This is a genomic window from Kitasatospora sp. NPDC048194, assembly GCF_043202455.1.
Taxonomy (GTDB): domain Bacteria; phylum Actinomycetota; class Actinomycetes; order Streptomycetales; family Streptomycetaceae; genus Kitasatospora.
Genome location: NZ_JBIDAK010000011.1, coordinates 1 through 16,264, shown reverse-complemented (window position 1 = coordinate 16,264; position 16,264 = coordinate 1). Strand labels below are relative to the sequence as shown.

The 16,264-nt window shown below is 72.6% G+C and carries 13 protein-coding genes; all 13 read left to right on the top strand.

The annotated features are described in order from the left end of the window. A complete protein-coding gene (locus ACGF07_RS15680; protein ID WP_350736778.1) occupies positions 1 to 990 on the top strand; it encodes an aspartate carbamoyltransferase catalytic subunit in 990 nt (329 codons plus the stop codon). Next, a complete protein-coding gene (locus ACGF07_RS15675; protein ID WP_350736775.1) occupies positions 987 to 2,291 on the top strand; it encodes a dihydroorotase in 1,305 nt (434 codons plus the stop codon). Before ACGF07_RS15680 ends, ACGF07_RS15675 begins: the two co-directional genes overlap by 4 nt. Further along, positions 2,288 to 2,911 (top strand): hypothetical protein, encoded by a 624-nt coding sequence (locus ACGF07_RS15670; protein ID WP_392898999.1) that lies wholly within the window; start codon positions 2,288 to 2,290, stop codon positions 2,909 to 2,911. The genes ACGF07_RS15675 and ACGF07_RS15670 overlap by 4 nt, the downstream gene beginning before the upstream one ends. Next, the gene (gene carA, locus ACGF07_RS15665; RefSeq protein ID WP_392898997.1) at positions 2,908 to 4,065 is read left to right on the top strand and encodes a glutamine-hydrolyzing carbamoyl-phosphate synthase small subunit; all 1,158 of its coding nucleotides are present in this window, start codon (positions 2,908 to 2,910) and stop codon (positions 4,063 to 4,065) included. The genes ACGF07_RS15670 and carA overlap by 4 nt, the downstream gene beginning before the upstream one ends. After that, positions 4,058 to 7,366, top strand: coding sequence for a carbamoyl-phosphate synthase large subunit (carB, locus tag ACGF07_RS15660; RefSeq protein WP_392898994.1), 3,309 nt, complete (start codon positions 4,058 to 4,060; stop codon positions 7,364 to 7,366). Before carA ends, carB begins: the two co-directional genes overlap by 8 nt. A gap of 86 nt (positions 7,367 to 7,452) precedes the next feature. Then, positions 7,453 to 8,556: a quinone-dependent dihydroorotate dehydrogenase gene (locus ACGF07_RS15655; protein ID WP_392898991.1), complete on the top strand. Its 1,104-nt coding sequence runs from the start codon at positions 7,453 to 7,455 to the stop codon at positions 8,554 to 8,556. A gap of 55 nt (positions 8,557 to 8,611) precedes the next feature. Beyond that, the gene (gene pyrF / locus ACGF07_RS15650) at positions 8,612 to 9,445 is read left to right on the top strand and encodes an orotidine-5'-phosphate decarboxylase (protein ID WP_392898988.1); all 834 of its coding nucleotides are present in this window, start codon (positions 8,612 to 8,614) and stop codon (positions 9,443 to 9,445) included. 348 nt (positions 9,446 to 9,793) lie between these two features. Continuing rightward, complete coding sequence (gene mihF / locus ACGF07_RS15645) at positions 9,794 to 10,120, top strand: integration host factor, actinobacterial type (RefSeq protein ID WP_030290269.1); 327 nt, start codon at positions 9,794 to 9,796, stop codon at positions 10,118 to 10,120. A gap of 49 nt (positions 10,121 to 10,169) precedes the next feature. After that, positions 10,170 to 10,727, top strand: coding sequence for a guanylate kinase (gmk, locus tag ACGF07_RS15640; RefSeq protein ID WP_350736758.1), 558 nt, complete (start codon positions 10,170 to 10,172; stop codon positions 10,725 to 10,727). 37 nt (positions 10,728 to 10,764) lie between these two features. Then, complete coding sequence (rpoZ, locus tag ACGF07_RS15635) at positions 10,765 to 11,034, top strand: DNA-directed RNA polymerase subunit omega (protein ID WP_350736755.1); 270 nt, start codon at positions 10,765 to 10,767, stop codon at positions 11,032 to 11,034. A 152-nt stretch (positions 11,035 to 11,186) separates the two neighbouring features. Further along, a complete protein-coding gene (gene coaBC, locus ACGF07_RS15630; RefSeq protein WP_392898985.1) occupies positions 11,187 to 12,416 on the top strand; it encodes a bifunctional phosphopantothenoylcysteine decarboxylase/phosphopantothenate--cysteine ligase CoaBC in 1,230 nt (409 codons plus the stop codon). A gap of 150 nt (positions 12,417 to 12,566) precedes the next feature. Then, complete coding sequence (gene metK, locus ACGF07_RS15625) at positions 12,567 to 13,775, top strand: methionine adenosyltransferase (protein ID WP_350736749.1); 1,209 nt, start codon at positions 12,567 to 12,569, stop codon at positions 13,773 to 13,775. A gap of 260 nt (positions 13,776 to 14,035) precedes the next feature. Continuing rightward, positions 14,036 to 16,117 carry a primosomal protein N' gene (locus tag ACGF07_RS15620; RefSeq protein ID WP_392898982.1) on the top strand — a complete coding sequence of 694 codons (2,082 nt, stop codon included), beginning with the start codon at positions 14,036 to 14,038 and terminating at the stop codon, positions 16,115 to 16,117. Positions 16,118 to 16,264: the final 147 nt, after the last annotated feature.

Here is a 16,264-nt window from a genome sequence, read left to right as displayed (position 1 = left end):
GTGAAGCGCCACCTCGTCTCCGCCGCCGATCTCAGCCGCGACGACGCGCTGCTGATCCTGGACACCGCCGAGGAGCTGGCCCAGCTCTCCGGGCGGGCCGTCAAGAAGCTGCCCACGCTGCGCGGCCGCACCGTCGTCAACCTCTTCTTCGAGGACTCCACCCGCACCAAGACCTCCTTCGAGGTCGCCGAGAAGCGGCTCTCCGCCGACGTCATCAACTTCTCCGCCAAGGGCTCCTCGGTCTCCAAGGGCGAGAGCCTCAAGGACACCGCCCTGACCCTCCAGGCGATGGGCGCCGACGCGGTCGTCATCCGGCACCACGCCTCCGGCGCGCCGGCCCGGCTGGCCCAGTCCGACTGGCTGCACGGCAGCGTCATCAACGCCGGTGACGGCACCCACGAGCACCCCACCCAGGCGCTGCTCGACGCCTTCACCATGCGCCGCCACCTCAACCGGGGCGCCGGCAACGACCTCGCCGGGCGCCGGGTGACCATCGTCGGCGACGTCCTGCACAGCCGCGTCGCCCGCTCCAACGTGCACCTGCTGACCACCCTCGGTGCCCAGGTCACCTTCGTCGCCCCGCCGACCCTGCTGCCCATCGGCATCGAGAACTGGCCCTGCGAGATCAGCTACGACCTCGACAGCGTGCTGCCCAAGACCGACGCGCTGATGATGCTGCGGGTGCAGCGCGAGCGGATGAACGCCGCGTTCTTCCCGACCGAGCGCGAGTACAGCCGCCGCTACGGCATGAACGGCATCCGGATGGCCCAGCTGCCCGAGCACGCCATCGTGATGCACCCCGGCCCGATGGTCCGCGGCATGGAGATCACCGCCGAGGTCGCCGACTCGCCGCGCTGCACCGTGGTCGAGCAGGTCGCCAACGGCGTCTCCGTCCGGATGGCCGTCCTCTACCTGCTGCTCGGCGGCGCCGTCTTCGCCGACGGCTCCGGCGAGCCCGCCCGCACCGACTCCGTGGAGACCGCTCAGTGACCAGCTACCTGATCCGCAACGCCAAGGTCCTGGGCGGCGCCCCGCAGGACCTCCACCTCGCCGACGGCGTCATCCAGGCGGTCGGCACCGGCCTGGCCGTCGAGGCGGACATCGAGATCGACGCCACCGGCATGGTCGTCCTGCCCGGCCTGGTCGACCTGCACACCCACCTGCGGGAGCCCGGCCGCGAGGACGCCGAGACCGTGCTCACCGGCACCCGGGCCGCCGCGATGGGCGGCTTCACCGCCGTGCACGCGATGGCCAACACGACCCCGGTGGCCGACACCGCCGGCGTGGTCGAGCAGGTCTGGCGGCTCGGCCAGGAGGCCGGCTACTGCGACGTCCAGCCGGTCGGCGCCGTCACCGTCGGCCTGGAGGGCAAGAAGCTCGCCGAACTCGGCGCGATGCACGAGTCCGCCGCGAACGTCCGGGTCTTCTCGGACGACGGCAAGTGCGTGGACGACGCGGTGCTGATGCGCCGCGCCCTGGAGTACGTCAAGGCCTTCGACGGCGTCGTCGCCCAGCACGCCCAGGAGCCGCGGCTGACCGAGGGCGCCCAGATGAACGAGGGCCAGGTCTCCGGCGAGCTCGGGCTCGGCGGCTGGCCGGCCGTCGCCGAGGAGTCGATCATCGCCCGCGACGTGCTGCTGGCCGCGCACGTCGGCTCCCGGCTGCACGTCTGCCACGTCTCCACGGCCGGCTCCGTCGAGATCATCCGCTGGGCCAAGGCCAAGGGCTGGGACGTCACCGCCGAGGTCACCCCGCACCACCTGCTGCTCACCGACGAACTCGTCCGCTCCTACGACCCGGTGTACAAGGTGAACCCGCCGCTGCGCACCGCCGAGGACGTCCAGGCGCTGCGCAAGGCCCTCGCCGACGGCACCATCGACGCCGTCGCCACCGACCACGCGCCGCACCCGGCCGAGGACAAGGACTGCGAGTGGGCCGTGGCCGCGATGGGCATGGTCGGCCTGGAGACCGCGCTGTCGGTCGTCCAGCAGACCATGGTCGACACCGGCCTGCTGAACTGGGAGGGCGTCGCCGACCGGATGTCGCACCGCCCGGCCCGGATCGGCCGTCTCACCGGGCACGGCCGGCCGATCTCGGCTGGTGAGCCCGCCAACCTGGTGCTGTTCGATCCCGCGTACCGTGGTGCCGTGAATCCGGACAGCTTCGCCACCCGCAGCCGCAACACCCCCTACAAGGGCATGGACCTGCCCGGACGGGTGCACGCCACCTTCCTGCGCGGCCGCGCCACCGTGCTGGCCGGTGAGCCGACCGAGCAGGGCGGCCCGGCATGACCGGGACCGCCGCGGGGGCGCTCGGTCCGGCGGCCCACGCCCTGCTCGCCAAGGAGCAGGCGAAGGTCACCAACTGGCCCGGCTACATCGGCTGGTCCGTCGGACTGGTGATCGTCATCGGCCTGGTCTACTGGCTGATGCGCCAGGGCTGGAACTGGCGGCGCACCCTGCAGTCCGGCATCCCGCCGCTGCCCGCCGTGCCGGCCGGCGCCGGCCGGACCATCCTGGAGACCAGCGGCCGGTACCACGGCACCACCACCGCCGGGGACTGGCTCGACCGGGTCGTCGCCCACGGCCTGGGCACCCGCAGCCGCGCCGACCTCACCCTCGGCGAGGACGGCCTGCTGGTGCGGCGCCCCGGCGACGTGGACTTCTGGATCCCGGCCGAGCACCTGAAGGGCGCCCGGACGGACTCCGCCATCGCGGGCAAGGTCGTCCCGTCCGGACTGCTCGTCGTCACCTGGACGCTCCCCCAGCCCTCGGCCGGGGGGACCTCCACGGAGACCGAACTGGAGTCCGGCTTCCGGGCCGACCACCCCGATGAGCACACCGCCTGGGTCGAGGCGATCGCCCAGCTCGCAACACGTACGAAGACGAAGACGGAAGAGGCCGCGCAATGACCGCACCTGCCCCCACCACGCAGCGCCAACGGCGGGACCGGGTCCCTGCCGTGCTCGTCCTGGAGGACGGCCGGACCTTCCGCGGCCAGGCCTACGGCGCGATCGGCGAGACCTTCGGCGAGGCGGTCTTCAACACCGGCATGTCCGGCTACCAGGAGACCCTGACCGACCCGTCGTACCACCGCCAGGTGGTCGTGATGACCGCCCCGCAGATCGGCAACACCGGCTGGAACGACGAGGACGACGAGTCCAAGCAGATCTGGGTCGCCGGCTACGTCGTCCGCGACCCCGCCCGGGTGGCGTCCAACTGGCGCTCCCGCCGCTCGCTGGACGAGGAGCTGGCCCGCCAGGGCGTCGTCGGCATCAGCGGCATCGACACCCGCGCGCTGACCCGCCACCTGCGCGAGCGCGGCGCCATGCGCTGCGGCATCTTCTCCGGCGAGGCGGTGGCCGACGAGGCCGCCCTGCTCACCCGGGTGCAGCAGTCGCCGGAGATGAAGGGCGCCGACCTGTGCGCCGAGGTGGCCACCACCGAGCCGTACGTGGTGCCCGCCGTCGGTGAGAAGAGGTTCACCGTCGCCGCGCTGGACCTCGGCATCAAGGCGATGACCCCGCAGCGGATGGCCGAGCGCGGCATCGAGGTGCACGTGCTGCCGGCCGACTCCAGCCTCGAGGACGTCTACGCGGTCTCCCCGGACGGCGTGTTCTTCTCCAACGGCCCGGGCGACCCGGCCACCGCCGACCACCAGGTCGCCGTCGCGCAGGGCGTCCTGGAGCGGGGCACCCCGTTCTTCGGCATCTGCTTCGGCAACCAGATCCTCGGCCGCGCCCTGGGCTTCGGCACCTACAAGCTCAAGTACGGCCACCGCGGCATCAACCAGCCGGTGCAGGACCGCACCACCGGCAAGGTCGAGGTGACCGCCCACAACCACGGCTTCGCCGTGGACGCGCCGCTGGACCGGGTGAGCGACACCCCCTACGGGCGGGTCGAGGTCTCCCACGTCTGCCTCAACGACGACGTGGTCGAGGGCCTGCAGGCGCTCGACGTGCCCGCCTTCAGCGTGCAGTACCACCCCGAAGCGGCCGCCGGCCCGCACGACGCCGCCTACCTGTTCGACCGCTTCGTGAAGCTCATGGAGGGCCAGCGTGCCTAAGCGCACTGACATCAAGTCCGTCCTGGTGATCGGCTCCGGCCCGATCGTCATCGGCCAGGCCGCCGAGTTCGACTACTCGGGCACCCAGGCCTGCCGCGTCCTCAAGGCCGAGGGCCTGCGGGTCGTGCTGGTCAACTCCAATCCGGCCACGATCATGACCGACCCGGAGATCGCCGACGCCACCTACGTCGAGCCGATCACCCCGGAGTTCGTCGAGAAGATCATCGCCAAGGAGCGCCCCGACGCGCTGCTGCCGACCCTGGGCGGCCAGACCGCGCTGAACACCGCGATCTCGCTGCACAAGGCGGGCACGCTGGAGAAGTACGGCGTCGAGCTGATCGGCGCCGACGTCGAGGCGATCAACAAGGGCGAGGACCGCGACCTGTTCAAGGGCGTCGTCGAGGCCGTCAAGGCCAAGATCGGCCACGGTGAGTCCGCCCGCTCGGTCATCTGCCACAGCATGGACGAGGTGCTGGCCGGGGTCGACACCCTCGGCGGCTACCCGGTCGTGGTCCGTCCCTCCTTCACCATGGGCGGCGCCGGCTCCGGCTTCGCCCACAACGAGGAGGACCTGCGCCGCATCGCCGGCCAGGGCCTGGCGCTCTCGCCGACCACCGAGGTGCTCCTGGAGGAGTCCATCCTCGGCTGGAAGGAGTACGAGCTGGAGCTGATGCGCGACAAGAACGACAACGTCGTGGTCGTCTGCTCCATCGAGAACTTCGACCCGATGGGCGTCCACACCGGTGACTCGATCACCGTCGCCCCGGCGATGACGCTCACCGACCGCGAGTACCAGATCCTGCGCGACGTCGGCATCGCCGTCATCCGCGAGGTCGGCGTCGACACCGGCGGCTGCAACATCCAGTTCGCCGTCAACCCCGTCGACGGCCGGGTCATCGTCATCGAGATGAACCCGCGCGTCTCCCGCTCCTCGGCGCTCGCCTCCAAGGCCACCGGCTTCCCGATCGCCAAGATCGCCGCCAAGCTGGCCGTCGGCTACACCCTGGACGAGATCCCCAACGACATCACCGCCGAGACCCCGGCCTCCTTCGAGCCGACCCTCGACTACGTCGTCGTCAAGGTGCCGCGGTTCGCGTTCGAGAAGTTCCCGAGCGCCGACGCCACGCTGACCACCACCATGAAGTCCGTCGGCGAGGCCATGGCGCTGGGCCGCAACTTCCCCGAGGCGCTCCAGAAGGCGCTGCGCTCGCTGGAGAAGAAGGGCTCCCAGTTCAGCTGGACCACTCCGCTGGGCGACAAGTCCGAGCTGCTGGGCAAGGCCGCCGTGCCGACCGACGGCCGGATCAACACCGTGATGGACGCCATCCGGGCCGGGGCCACCCCGGAGGAGGTGTTCGACGCGACCAAGATCGACCCGTGGTTCGTCGACCAGCTCTTCCTGCTCGACGAGATCGCCGGCGAGCTGGCCGAGGCCGCCGAGCTCACCCCCGAGCTGCTGCGCCACGCCAAGCGGCACGGCTTCTCCGACCAGCAGATCGGCGAGATCCGCGGCCTGCGCCCCGACGTGGTGCGCGAGGTGCGCCACGCGCTCGGCATCCGCCCGGTGTTCAAGACCGTCGACACCTGCGCCGCCGAGTTCGCCGCCAAGACCCCGTACTTCTACTCGTCCTACGACGAGGAGAGCGAGGTCGCCCCGCGCACCAAGCCGGCCGTGATCATCCTCGGCTCCGGCCCGAACCGCATCGGCCAGGGCATCGAGTTCGACTACTCCTGCGTCCACGCCTCCTTCGCGCTGGCCGACGCCGGGTACGAGACCGTCATGGTCAACTGCAACCCGGAGACCGTCTCCACCGACTACGACACCTCCGACCGGCTCTACTTCGAGCCGCTCACCCTGGAGGACGTGCTGGAGATCGTCCACGCCGAGCGGCAGGCCGGCCCGCTGGCCGGCGTGATCGTCCAGCTCGGCGGCCAGACCCCGCTCGGCCTGGCCCAGGCCCTCAAGGACAACGGCGTGCCGATCGTCGGCACCCAGCCCGAGGCGATCGACCTCGCCGAGGAGCGCGGCGCCTTCGGCCGCGTGCTGCGCGACGCCGGCCTGCCCGCCCCCAAGCACGGCACCGCCTTCTCCTTCGAGGAGGCCAAGGCGATCGCCGACGAGATCGGCTACCCCGTCCTCGCCCGCCCGTCCTACGTGCTCGGCGGCCGCGGCATGGAGATCGTCTACGACGAGGCGTCGCTCGCCTCCTACCTGGAGCGGCACGCCGGTCTGATCTCCGAGCACCCGGTGCTGATCGACCGCTTCCTGGACGACGCGGTGGAGATCGACGTCGACGCGCTCTACGACGGCACCGAGCTCTACCTCGGCGGCGTCATGGAGCACATCGAGGAGGCCGGCATCCACTCCGGTGACTCCGCCTGCGCGCTGCCCCCGATCACCCTCGGCGGCTACGACATCAAGCGGCTGCGTACCTCCACCGAGGCCATCGCGCGCGGTGTCGGCGTCCGCGGCCTGATCAACATCCAGTTCGCGCTGGCCGGGGACATCCTCTACGTGCTGGAGGCCAACCCGCGCGCCTCCCGCACCGTCCCCTTCACCTCCAAGGCGACCGCGGTGCCGCTGGCCAAGGCCGCCGCCCGGATCTCGCTCGGCGCCACCATCGCCGACCTGCGCGCCGAGGGCCTGCTCCCGGCCGAGGGCGACGGCGGCACCCTGCCCGCCGACGCGCCGATCGCGGTCAAGGAGGCCGTGATGCCGTGGAGCCGCTTCCGCGACATCCACGGCCGCGGCGTGGACACCGTCCTCGGCCCGGAGATGCGCTCGACCGGTGAGGTCATGGGCATCGACAAGGTCTTCGGCACCGCCTACGCCAAGGCCCAGTCCGGCGCGTACGGCGCGCTGCCGACCAAGGGCAAGGTCTTCGTCTCCGTCGCCAACCGCGACAAGCGCAACCTGGTCTTCCCGGCCCGGGCGCTGGTCGGCCTCGGCTTCGAGGTGCTCGCCACCGCCGGCACCGCCGAGGTGCTCCACCGCGGCGGCATCCCGTCCACGCTGGTGCGCAAGCACAGCGAGGGCGAGGGCCCGAACGGCGAGAAGACCATCGTCCAGCTGATCCACGACGGCGAGGTCGACCTCATCATCAACACGCCGTACGGCACCGGCGGGCGCCTCGACGGCTACGAGATCCGTACCGCGGCCGTCTCGCGCGGTGTCCCGTGCCTGACCACCGTGCAGGCGATGGGCGCGGCCGTCCAGGGCATGGACGCGCAGCTGCGCGACGAGGTCGGGGTGATGTCACTCCAGGAGCACGCCGAGCTGATCAACGCCGGCCGCAAGTAGCGCCACCGCAGTGGGGGGCACCGGAGCCAGTTGGGTGCCCCCCACTTCCATGCTCGAAACCGGCCCGCGACCCTGGAGTTGACCCCTTGTACAAGCTTCTGTTCGACCTCGTCTTCAAGCGGATGGACCCGGAGAGGGCCCACCACCTCGCGTTCTTCTGGATCCGGCTGGCCTCCTCGGCGCCCGGCCTGCGCACCCTGGTGCGGCTCGTCCTCGCGCCGCGCGACCGGGCGCTGCGCACCAGGGCCCTCGGCCTCGACCTCCCCGGCCCGTTCGGGCTGGCGGCCGGCTTCGACAAGAACGGCGTCGGCATCGACGGCCTGGCGATGCTCGGCTTCGACTACGTCGAGATCGGCACCATCACCGGCGAACCCCAGCCGGGCAACCCCGCGCCCCGGCTGTTCCGCCTGGTCGAGGACCGCGCGTTGATCAACCGGATGGGCTTCAACAACCAGGGCTCGGCCCGGGTCGCGGCCCGGCTGGCGGCCCGCCCCCACACCAGCTCCACCCCGGTGATCGGCGTCAACATCGGCAAGACCAAGGTGGTGGAGGAGGCCGACGCCGTCGCCGACTACGTCAAGTCCACCGAGCGGCTGGCCAGGTACGCCGACTACCTGGTGGTCAACGTCAGCTCGCCGAACACCCCCGGGCTGCGCAACCTGCAGGCCGTGGACCACCTGCGCCCGCTGCTGGCCGCCGTCCGCGAGGCCGCCGACCGCACCACCGCGCACCACGTGCCGCTGCTGGTCAAGATCGCCCCCGACCTGGCCGACGAGGACGTCGACGCGGTCGCCGACCTCGCCCTGGAGCTGGGCCTGGACGGGATCATCGCCACCAACACCACGATCGGCCGCGAGGGCCTGCGGGCCGACGCGCGGCGGATCGAGGAGATCGGCATGGGTGGCCTGTCCGGCGCCCCGCTGAAGGCCCGCGCCCTGGAGGTGCTCCAGCGGCTGCGCGCCCGCACCGAGGGCCGGCTGGTGCTGGTCTCGGTCGGCGGCGTGGAGACCGCCGAGGACGCTTGGCAGCGGATCATCCACGGCGCCGACCTCGTCCAGGGCTACAGCGCCTTCATCTACGAGGGGCCCTTCTGGTGCCGCCGGATCCACAAGGGCCTCTCCGCGCGGATCCGCGCGGCGGGCTTCCGCGACCTCGCGGCGGCCGTCGGCAGCGCCGTCCGCAGTTCGTGACCTCCCCGATCGGCTCCGGGAACCCTGGAAAGCCGGAAACCCTGGAAAGGACGACATGACCCTCGCCCCGTTCGGAGCCCGGCTGCGCCAGGCCCTCGACACCCGCGGCCAGCTCTGCGTCGGCATCGACCCGCACGCCTCCCTGCTCGCCGCCTGGGGGCTCGGTGACGACCTCGCCGGGCTGGAGACCTTCAGCCGGACCGTGGTCGAGGCGCTGGCCGACCGGGTGGCCGTGCTCAAGCCGCAGGCCGCCTTCTTCGAGCGCTTCGGCAGCCGGGGCGTCGCCGTGCTGGAGAAGACCGTCGAGGAGGCCCGGTCGGCCGGTGCGCTGGTCCTGATGGACGCCAAGCGCGGCGACATCGGCTCCACCATGGCCGCCTACGCGGAGGCCTTCCTGTCACCGGCGAGCCCGCTGTTCTCGGACGCCGTGACGGTCAGCCCGTACCTGGGCTTCGGCTCGCTGCGCCCGGCCCTGGACCTGGCCCGGGAGCAGGGCTGCGGGGTGTTCGCGCTGGCGCTCACCTCCAACCCGGAGGGCGCCGAGGTGCAGCGTGCGGTCGGTGCGGACGGCGAGCCGGTCGCGGCGGCGGTGCTTCGTCACCTGGCGGCCGAGAACGCGGGCGCGGCGCCGCTGGGCTCCTTCGGGGCGGTGGTCGGTGCGACGCTGGCCGACGCGGGTGTGGAGCTGGCGATCAACGGCCCGCTGCTGGCCCCCGGGATCGGCGCCCAGGGCGCGACCATGGCGGACCTGCCGCGGGTGTTCGGCGCCTCGGTGATCAACGTGGTGCCGAGCGTCAGCCGGGACGTGCTCAGGCACGGGCCGTCGGCGGCCGCGCTGCGGGAGGCGGCGGACCGCTTCGCCGGCGGGTTCGCGGACGCGATCGGGTAGCGGAGGGTCGTCGGCCGGTAACCGTCCGGTGACCCTGCGCAGTGTGCCCAGCACCGGGCGGCTCCGCAGCGCTTGACGTGAGCGCCGTCACACCGGGGCCGCCAAAGTCTCGCAATCGCGGTCATTTTGCCCTGGAAAGTCCTGGTCGGCCTTGGCTGACCAGGACTTTTCGTGTTCTTTTCCTGACGTGGCGCCGCAATCCGGGTAGTGTCCGGCGATAGGTCGTCGAAGAGCCGCGAATCCCGTAGCTCCCGCAGGTCAGGGCCTTGTGGTTCCACTTGCGGAGGCGGCCTGAGAACCAAACAGTCATAGCTCAATCCCTTCCTTCCAGACCCTGAGGTGAACGGCGTGGCTCTTCCGCCCCTTACCCCTGAACAGCGCACCGCCGCGCTCGCCAAGGCCGCCGAGGCTCGCCGGGAGCGCGCCGAGGTGAAGAACCGGCTCAAGCACTCCGGCGCCTCCCTGCACGAGGTGATCAAGGCCGGCAAGAACGACAACGACGTCATCGGCAAGATGAAGGTCTCGGCGCTGCTCGAGTCCCTTCCGGGCGTGGGCAAGGTCCGCGCCAAGCAGATCATGGAGCGCCTCGGCATCAGCGAGAGCCGGCGCGTCCGTGGCCTCGGCACGAACCAGATCGCCTCCCTGGAGCGGGAGTTCGGCGGTGGCGCCGCCTGACCGTGCCCCCGTGGTCCCGGGAACGCCCGCGATCCGGGATAATCGGTGCATGAGTGAGCGTCCGCGGCTGACCGTGCTCTCCGGCCCCTCGGGGGTCGGCAAGAGCACGGTCGTCGCTCATATGAGGAAGATGCACCCCGAGGTCTGGCTCTCGGTGTCGGCGACGACCCGCCACCCGAGACCGGGCGAGAAGAACGGGGTCCAGTACCACTTCGTCGACAACGACGAGTTCGACAAGCTGATCGCCAACGGCGAGCTGCTGGAGTGGGCCGAGTTCGCCGGGAACCGCTACGGGACCCCGCGCGCGGCGGTGCTGGAGAAGCTGGAGCGCGGCGAGCCCGTGCTGCTGGAGATCGATCTGCAGGGCGCCCGTCAGGTGCGCGCGTCGATGCCGGAGGCGCAGCTGGTCTTCCTGGCCCCGCCGAGCTGGGACGAGCTGGTCCGCCGGCTCACCGGCCGGGGCACCGAGCCGCAGGACGTGATCGAGAAGCGTCTGGAGGCCGCCAAGGTCGAGCTGGCCGCCGAGCCGGAGTTCGACACGACCCTTGTCAACACCTCCGTCGAGCAGGTAGCGGCCGAACTGCTAGCCTTGCTCGGTGTAGCCTGACCTGTCTGTCTTTTCCACCCTTTCGGAAGGTTTTCGCGTGTCCTCTTCCATGACCGCGCCCGAGGGCATCATCAACCCGCCGATCGACGAGCTGCTCGAGGCCACCGACTCCAAGTACAGCCTCGTGATCTACGCCGCCAAGCGCGCGCGCCAGATCAACGCGTACTACTCCCAGCTCGGTGAGGGCCTGCTGGAGTACGTCGGCCCGCTGGTCGACACCCACGTGCACGAGAAGCCGCTGTCGATCGCGCTGCGCGAGATCAACGCGGGCATGCTGACCGCCGAGGCGGTCGAGGGCGCCGTCTGAGGCACCCCCGTACGTTTCCCGAAGGGCCCGGCGGAATCGTTTTCGCCGGGCCCTTCGGCGTTCCCGCCGGGGGTGGGGCACCGTGCGGGCGCCGGCTGAGGGGTCGTAGGGTGGGCGGGTTCCCGATGGAGGAGAAAGGTCGGTACCGGCAGATGAGCGCGCAAGCGGAGGCTCCCCGCGTCGTCCTCGGCGTCAGCGGCGGGATCGCCGCCTACAAGGCCTGCGAGCTGCTGCGCCGGTTCACCGAGTCCGGCCACCAGGTCACCGTGGTGCCGACGGCCGCGGCGCTGCACTTCGTCGGCGAGGCCACCTGGGCCGCGCTGTCCGGCCGCCCGGCGGCCACCGAGACCTGGGAGAGCGTGCACGAGGTGCCGCACGTGCGGATCGGCCAGCAGGCCGACCTGGTGGTCGTCGCCCCCGCCACCGCCGACCTCATCGCCAAGGCCGCCCACGGGCTCGCCGACGACCTGCTGACCAACACCCTGCTCACCGCCCGCTGCCCGGTCGTCGTGGCGCCCGCCATGCACACCGAGATGTGGGAGCACCCGGCCACCCGCCACAACGTGGCCACCCTGCGCAGCCGGGGCGTGATCGTGCTGGAGCCGGCCGTCGGGCGGCTGACCGGCAAGGACACCGGCAAGGGTCGGCTGCCCGAGCCCTCCGCGATCTTCGACGCCTGCCGGGCCGTGCTGCGCCGCGGCGGGGCGGTGCCGACCGACCTGGCCGGACGGCACGTGGTGGTCTCGGCCGGCGGCACCCGGGAGCCGCTGGACCCGGTGCGCTACCTGGGCAACCGCTCCTCCGGCAAGCAGGGCTACGCGCTCGCCGTGACGGCCGCGGCGCGCGGCGCCCGGGTGACGTTGGTCTCGGCCAACGCGGAGCTGCCCGACCCGGCCGGGGTGGACGTGGTGCACGTCGGGACGGCCCTGGAGCTGCGCGAGGCGGCGTTGAAGGCGGCCGAGGACGCGGACGCGGTGGTGATGGCCGCGGCGGTGGCGGACTTCCGGCCGGCCGAGTACGCCACCGGCAAGATCAAGAAGGTCGAGGGGGTCGAACCGGCGCCCGTCGCGCTGGTCCGCAACCCGGACGTCCTGGCCGAGCTGTCGGCCCATCGCCCCCGTTCGGGCCAACTGGTCGTGGGTTTCGCGGCGGAGACCGACGACGTGCTCGCCAACGGCCGGGCCAAGCTCGCCCGCAAGGGCTGCGACCTGCTCGTCGTCAACGAGGTGGGCAACGGCAAGGCCTTCGGCACGGACGTCAACGAGGCCGTCGTTCTGGGCTCGGACGGCAGTGAGACCCCGATCCCGGTGGGCCCCAAGGAGGCCCTCGCGGACGTCGTCTGGGATCTGGTCGCAGAGCGTCTCGAACCGGTCGACAAGTGATCGAGCCCTGGTCAAGGGCGGTCGCCATTTTTGGAACTGGGTGACGTTCGACGGAATCAGCCCGTTACACTCCAGGAATCAAGTCTTTCCGGATGTCCCCGGTCCGCCGGGGGCCTTCAGTCAGCAGCCGCTGCAACCCCAGGGAGCGCTGTGTCTCGCCGCCTGTTCACCTCGGAGTCCGTGACCGAGGGTCACCCCGACAAGATCGCTGACCAGATCAGCGACACCATCCTTGACGCTCTCCTGCGGGAGGACCCGACCTCCCGGGTCGCCGTGGAGACGCTCATCACCACCGGCCAGGTGCACGTGGCCGGCGAGGTGACCACCAAGGCGTACGCGCCGATCGCCCAGCTCGTCCGGGACAAGATCCTGGAGATCGGCTACGACAGCTCCAAGAAGGGCTTCGACGGCGCCTCCTGCGGCGTGTCGGTGTCCATCGGTGCGCAGTCGCCCGACATCGCGCAGGGCGTCGACACCGCGTACGAGGCCCGGGTCGAGGGTGACGACGACGACCTGGACAAGCAGGGGGCCGGCGACCAGGGCCTGATGTTCGGCTACGCGTCCGACGAGACGCCCGAGCTGATGCCGCTGCCGATCACCCTGGCGCACCGGCTCTCCCGCCGCCTGACCGAGGTCCGCAAGAACGGGACGATCCCGTACCTGCGCCCCGACGGCAAGACCCAGGTGACCATCGAGTACGACGGCGACAAGGCCGTCCGCCTGGACACCGTGGTCGTCTCGACCCAGCACGCCAGTGACATCGACCTGGAGTCGCTGCTCACCCCGGACATCCGCGAGTTCGTCGTCGAGCCGGAGCTGAAGGCGCTGGCCGACCAGGGCATCAAGCTGGTCACCGACGGCTACCGGCTGCTGGTCAACCCGACCGGCCGCTTCGAGATCGGCGGCCCGATGGGCGACGCCGGCCTCACCGGCCGCAAGATCATCATCGACACCTACGGCGGCATGGCCCGCCACGGCGGCGGCGCCTTCTCCGGCAAGGACCCGTCCAAGGTCGACCGCTCGGCCGCCTACGCGATGCGCTGGGTCGCCAAGAACATCGTCGCCGCCGGCCTGGCCAGCCGTGCCGAGGTGCAGGTCGCGTACGCGATCGGCAAGGCCGAGCCGGTCGGCCTGTTCGTGGAGACCTTCGGCACCGAGACCGTCCCGGTGCTGGCCATCCAGAAGGCCGTCTCCGAGGTCTTCGACCTGCGCCCGGCCGCGATCATCCGCGACCTGGACCTGCTGCGCCCGATCTACGCCCAGACCGCCGCGTACGGCCACTTCGGCCGCGAGCTGCCGGACTTCACCTGGGAGCGCACCGACCGGGTCGAGCAGCTGAAGGCCGCCGTCCAGGACTGACGCCCCCGGTTCCGCAGCGGCGGCCCCCCCCCCCCCGGGGGGGGGCCCCCGGCGGGGGCGCGGGGGGGGGGGGGGGGCGGGGGTGGGGGGGGGGGGGAGGGGACCCCCCCGGGGGCGCCCCCCGCCGGGGGGGGGGGCGGGGGCGCCCCGCCCCCCCCCCCCCCCCCGCGGGGGCCGGCGGCCCCCCCCCCCCGGGGGGGGGGGGCCCCCCGCTGCCGTTTCCGCGGAGTGTCCGTGTGACCTGGTAGTACTGGGGAGCGATGAGCAGCACAGGGGAGAACGGGGCCGAGCCGGAGCAGCTGGCGTTCATCCGGGAGACGGTCAAGCGGGCCAGACCCCGGACGTGGAAGGGCGCCAAGCGCGCCGAGCACCTGCCGGTGGCCCGGGTCGTGGTGGACAAGGGCGTGCTCACCATCGACAAGTTGTTCGACTACGAGGTGCCGGCCACCATGGCCGAGGAGGCCCGGCCGGGCGTCCGGGTGCGGGTGCGGTTCGGGGCGCGGGTGGTCAAGGGCCAGCGCGAGGGCGGGGAGCTGCACGACGGGTTCATCGTCGCCCGCCTGGAGAAGAGCGACTTCCCCGGCCCGCTGGCGCCGCTCGCCCAGGTGCTCTCGCCCGAGCCGGTGCTCTCCCCCCAGCTGCTGCGACTGTGCCGCACCGTCGCCGACCGCTACGCCGGGACACTGGCCGACGTGCTCCAGCTGGCCGTGCCGCCCCGGCACGCCAAGGCCGAGGCCGAGCCCTCGCCGCCGCCGCTGCCGCGCCCGGGGCCCCCGGCGCCGGGCGGCTGGCAGCGCTACCCGGCCGGGCCGGACTTCCTCGCCGCGCTGGCCGCCGGCGGCTCGCCGCGCGCGGTGTGGGCGGCGCTGCCGGGGCCCGGCTGGCCGTACGAGATCGCGCGGGCGGTGGCGGCCACGCTGGCGAGCGGCCGCGGCGCACTGGTGGTGCTGCCGGACCGGCGGGCGGTGGCGCGGGTGGACCAGGCGCTCACCGAGCTGCTCGGACCGGGGCTGCACACGGCGCTCGAGGCCGAGCTCGGCCCGCGCGAGCGCTACCGGCGCTGGCTCGCGGTCAGCCGCGGCTCCGTGCACGCCGCGATCGGCACCCGGGCCACCATGTTCGCGCCGGTGCGCGACCTCGGGCTGGTCGTGGTCTGGTCGGACGGCGACGGCAGCCACAGCGATCCGCGCGCCCCGCACCCCCACGTGCGCGAGGTCGCGCTGCTGCGGGCGGCCGAGGAGGGCGCGGCGGTGCTGCTCGGCGGGCACGCGGTGACCGTGGAGGGCGCGCAGCTGGTCAGCACCGGATGGGCGCGGCCGCTGGTCGCCGACCGCGAGACGGTGCGGCAGGTCGCGCCGAGGGTGCGCACCGTCACCGACCAGGACCAGCACCGGGACGCCGCCGCGCAGGCCGCCCGGCTGCCCTCGGTGGCCTGGGAGGCCGCCCGGGAGTCGCTCGCGGCCGGGCACCCGGTGCTCATCCAGGTGCCCCGCCGTGGTTACGTGCCCCGGCTGGCCTGCGGTCGCTGCCGTACTCCGACCCGCTGCCGGCGCTGCGAGGGGCCGTTGCAGGCGACCGCGGCGGACGCGCGGCTGACCTGCGGGTGGTGCGGCGAGGAGGAGCACGACTGGCACTGCCCCGAGTGCGGCTCGTTCCGGCTGCGGGCGCAGGTGGTCGGGGCCCGGCGCACGGCCGAGGAACTGGGCAAGGCCTTCCCGCGGATCCCGGTGCGGACCTCGGGCCGGGAGGCGGTGCTGGCCACCGTGCCGGACGAGCCCTCGCTGGTGATCTCGACGCCCGGTGCGGAGCCGGTGGTCGAGGGCGGCTCCGGGTACGGGGCCGCGCTGCTGCTGGACGGCTGGGCGCTGCTGAGCCGACCGGACCTGCGGGCCGGGGAGGAGGCACTGCGGCTCTGGCTGGCGGCCGCCGCACTGGTCCGGCCGTCGACCGAGGGCGGGACGGTGGTGGTGGTCGCCGAGCCGTCGGCCCGGCCGGTGCAGGCGCTGGTGCGCTGGGACCCGCTCGGGCACGCCGGGATGGAGCGGGACGAGCGGGCGCAGCTGCACTTCCCGCCGGTGTCGCGGATGGCCTCGGTGAGCGGGAGCCCGGCGGCGGTCGCGGACCTGCTGAACCTCATCCGGCTGCCGGAGGGGGCGGACGTGCTGGGACCGGTGCCGGTGGCCGCCCTGCGGGGCGAGGAGCAGGAGCGGGCGCTGCTGAGGGTGGCGCCCGGACAGGGCGCCGCGCTGGCGGCGGCGCTCAAGGCGGCGCAGATCGCTCGGATCGCGCTGCGGACGGCGGAGCCTGTGCGGGTGCGGATGGACCCGACGGACATCGGCTAGACGAGTAGTTCCGAAGTCGGTCAGTGGTCGTAGGCGATCAGTGAGCGGGTCACGGGCTGGTCTGTGGTCCGGTTGTGCCAGATCGCGCAGGTCATCGCCAGTAGCCGCTGGCCGATGCGGGCGCCTACGCCCTCGATGGTGCGGCCG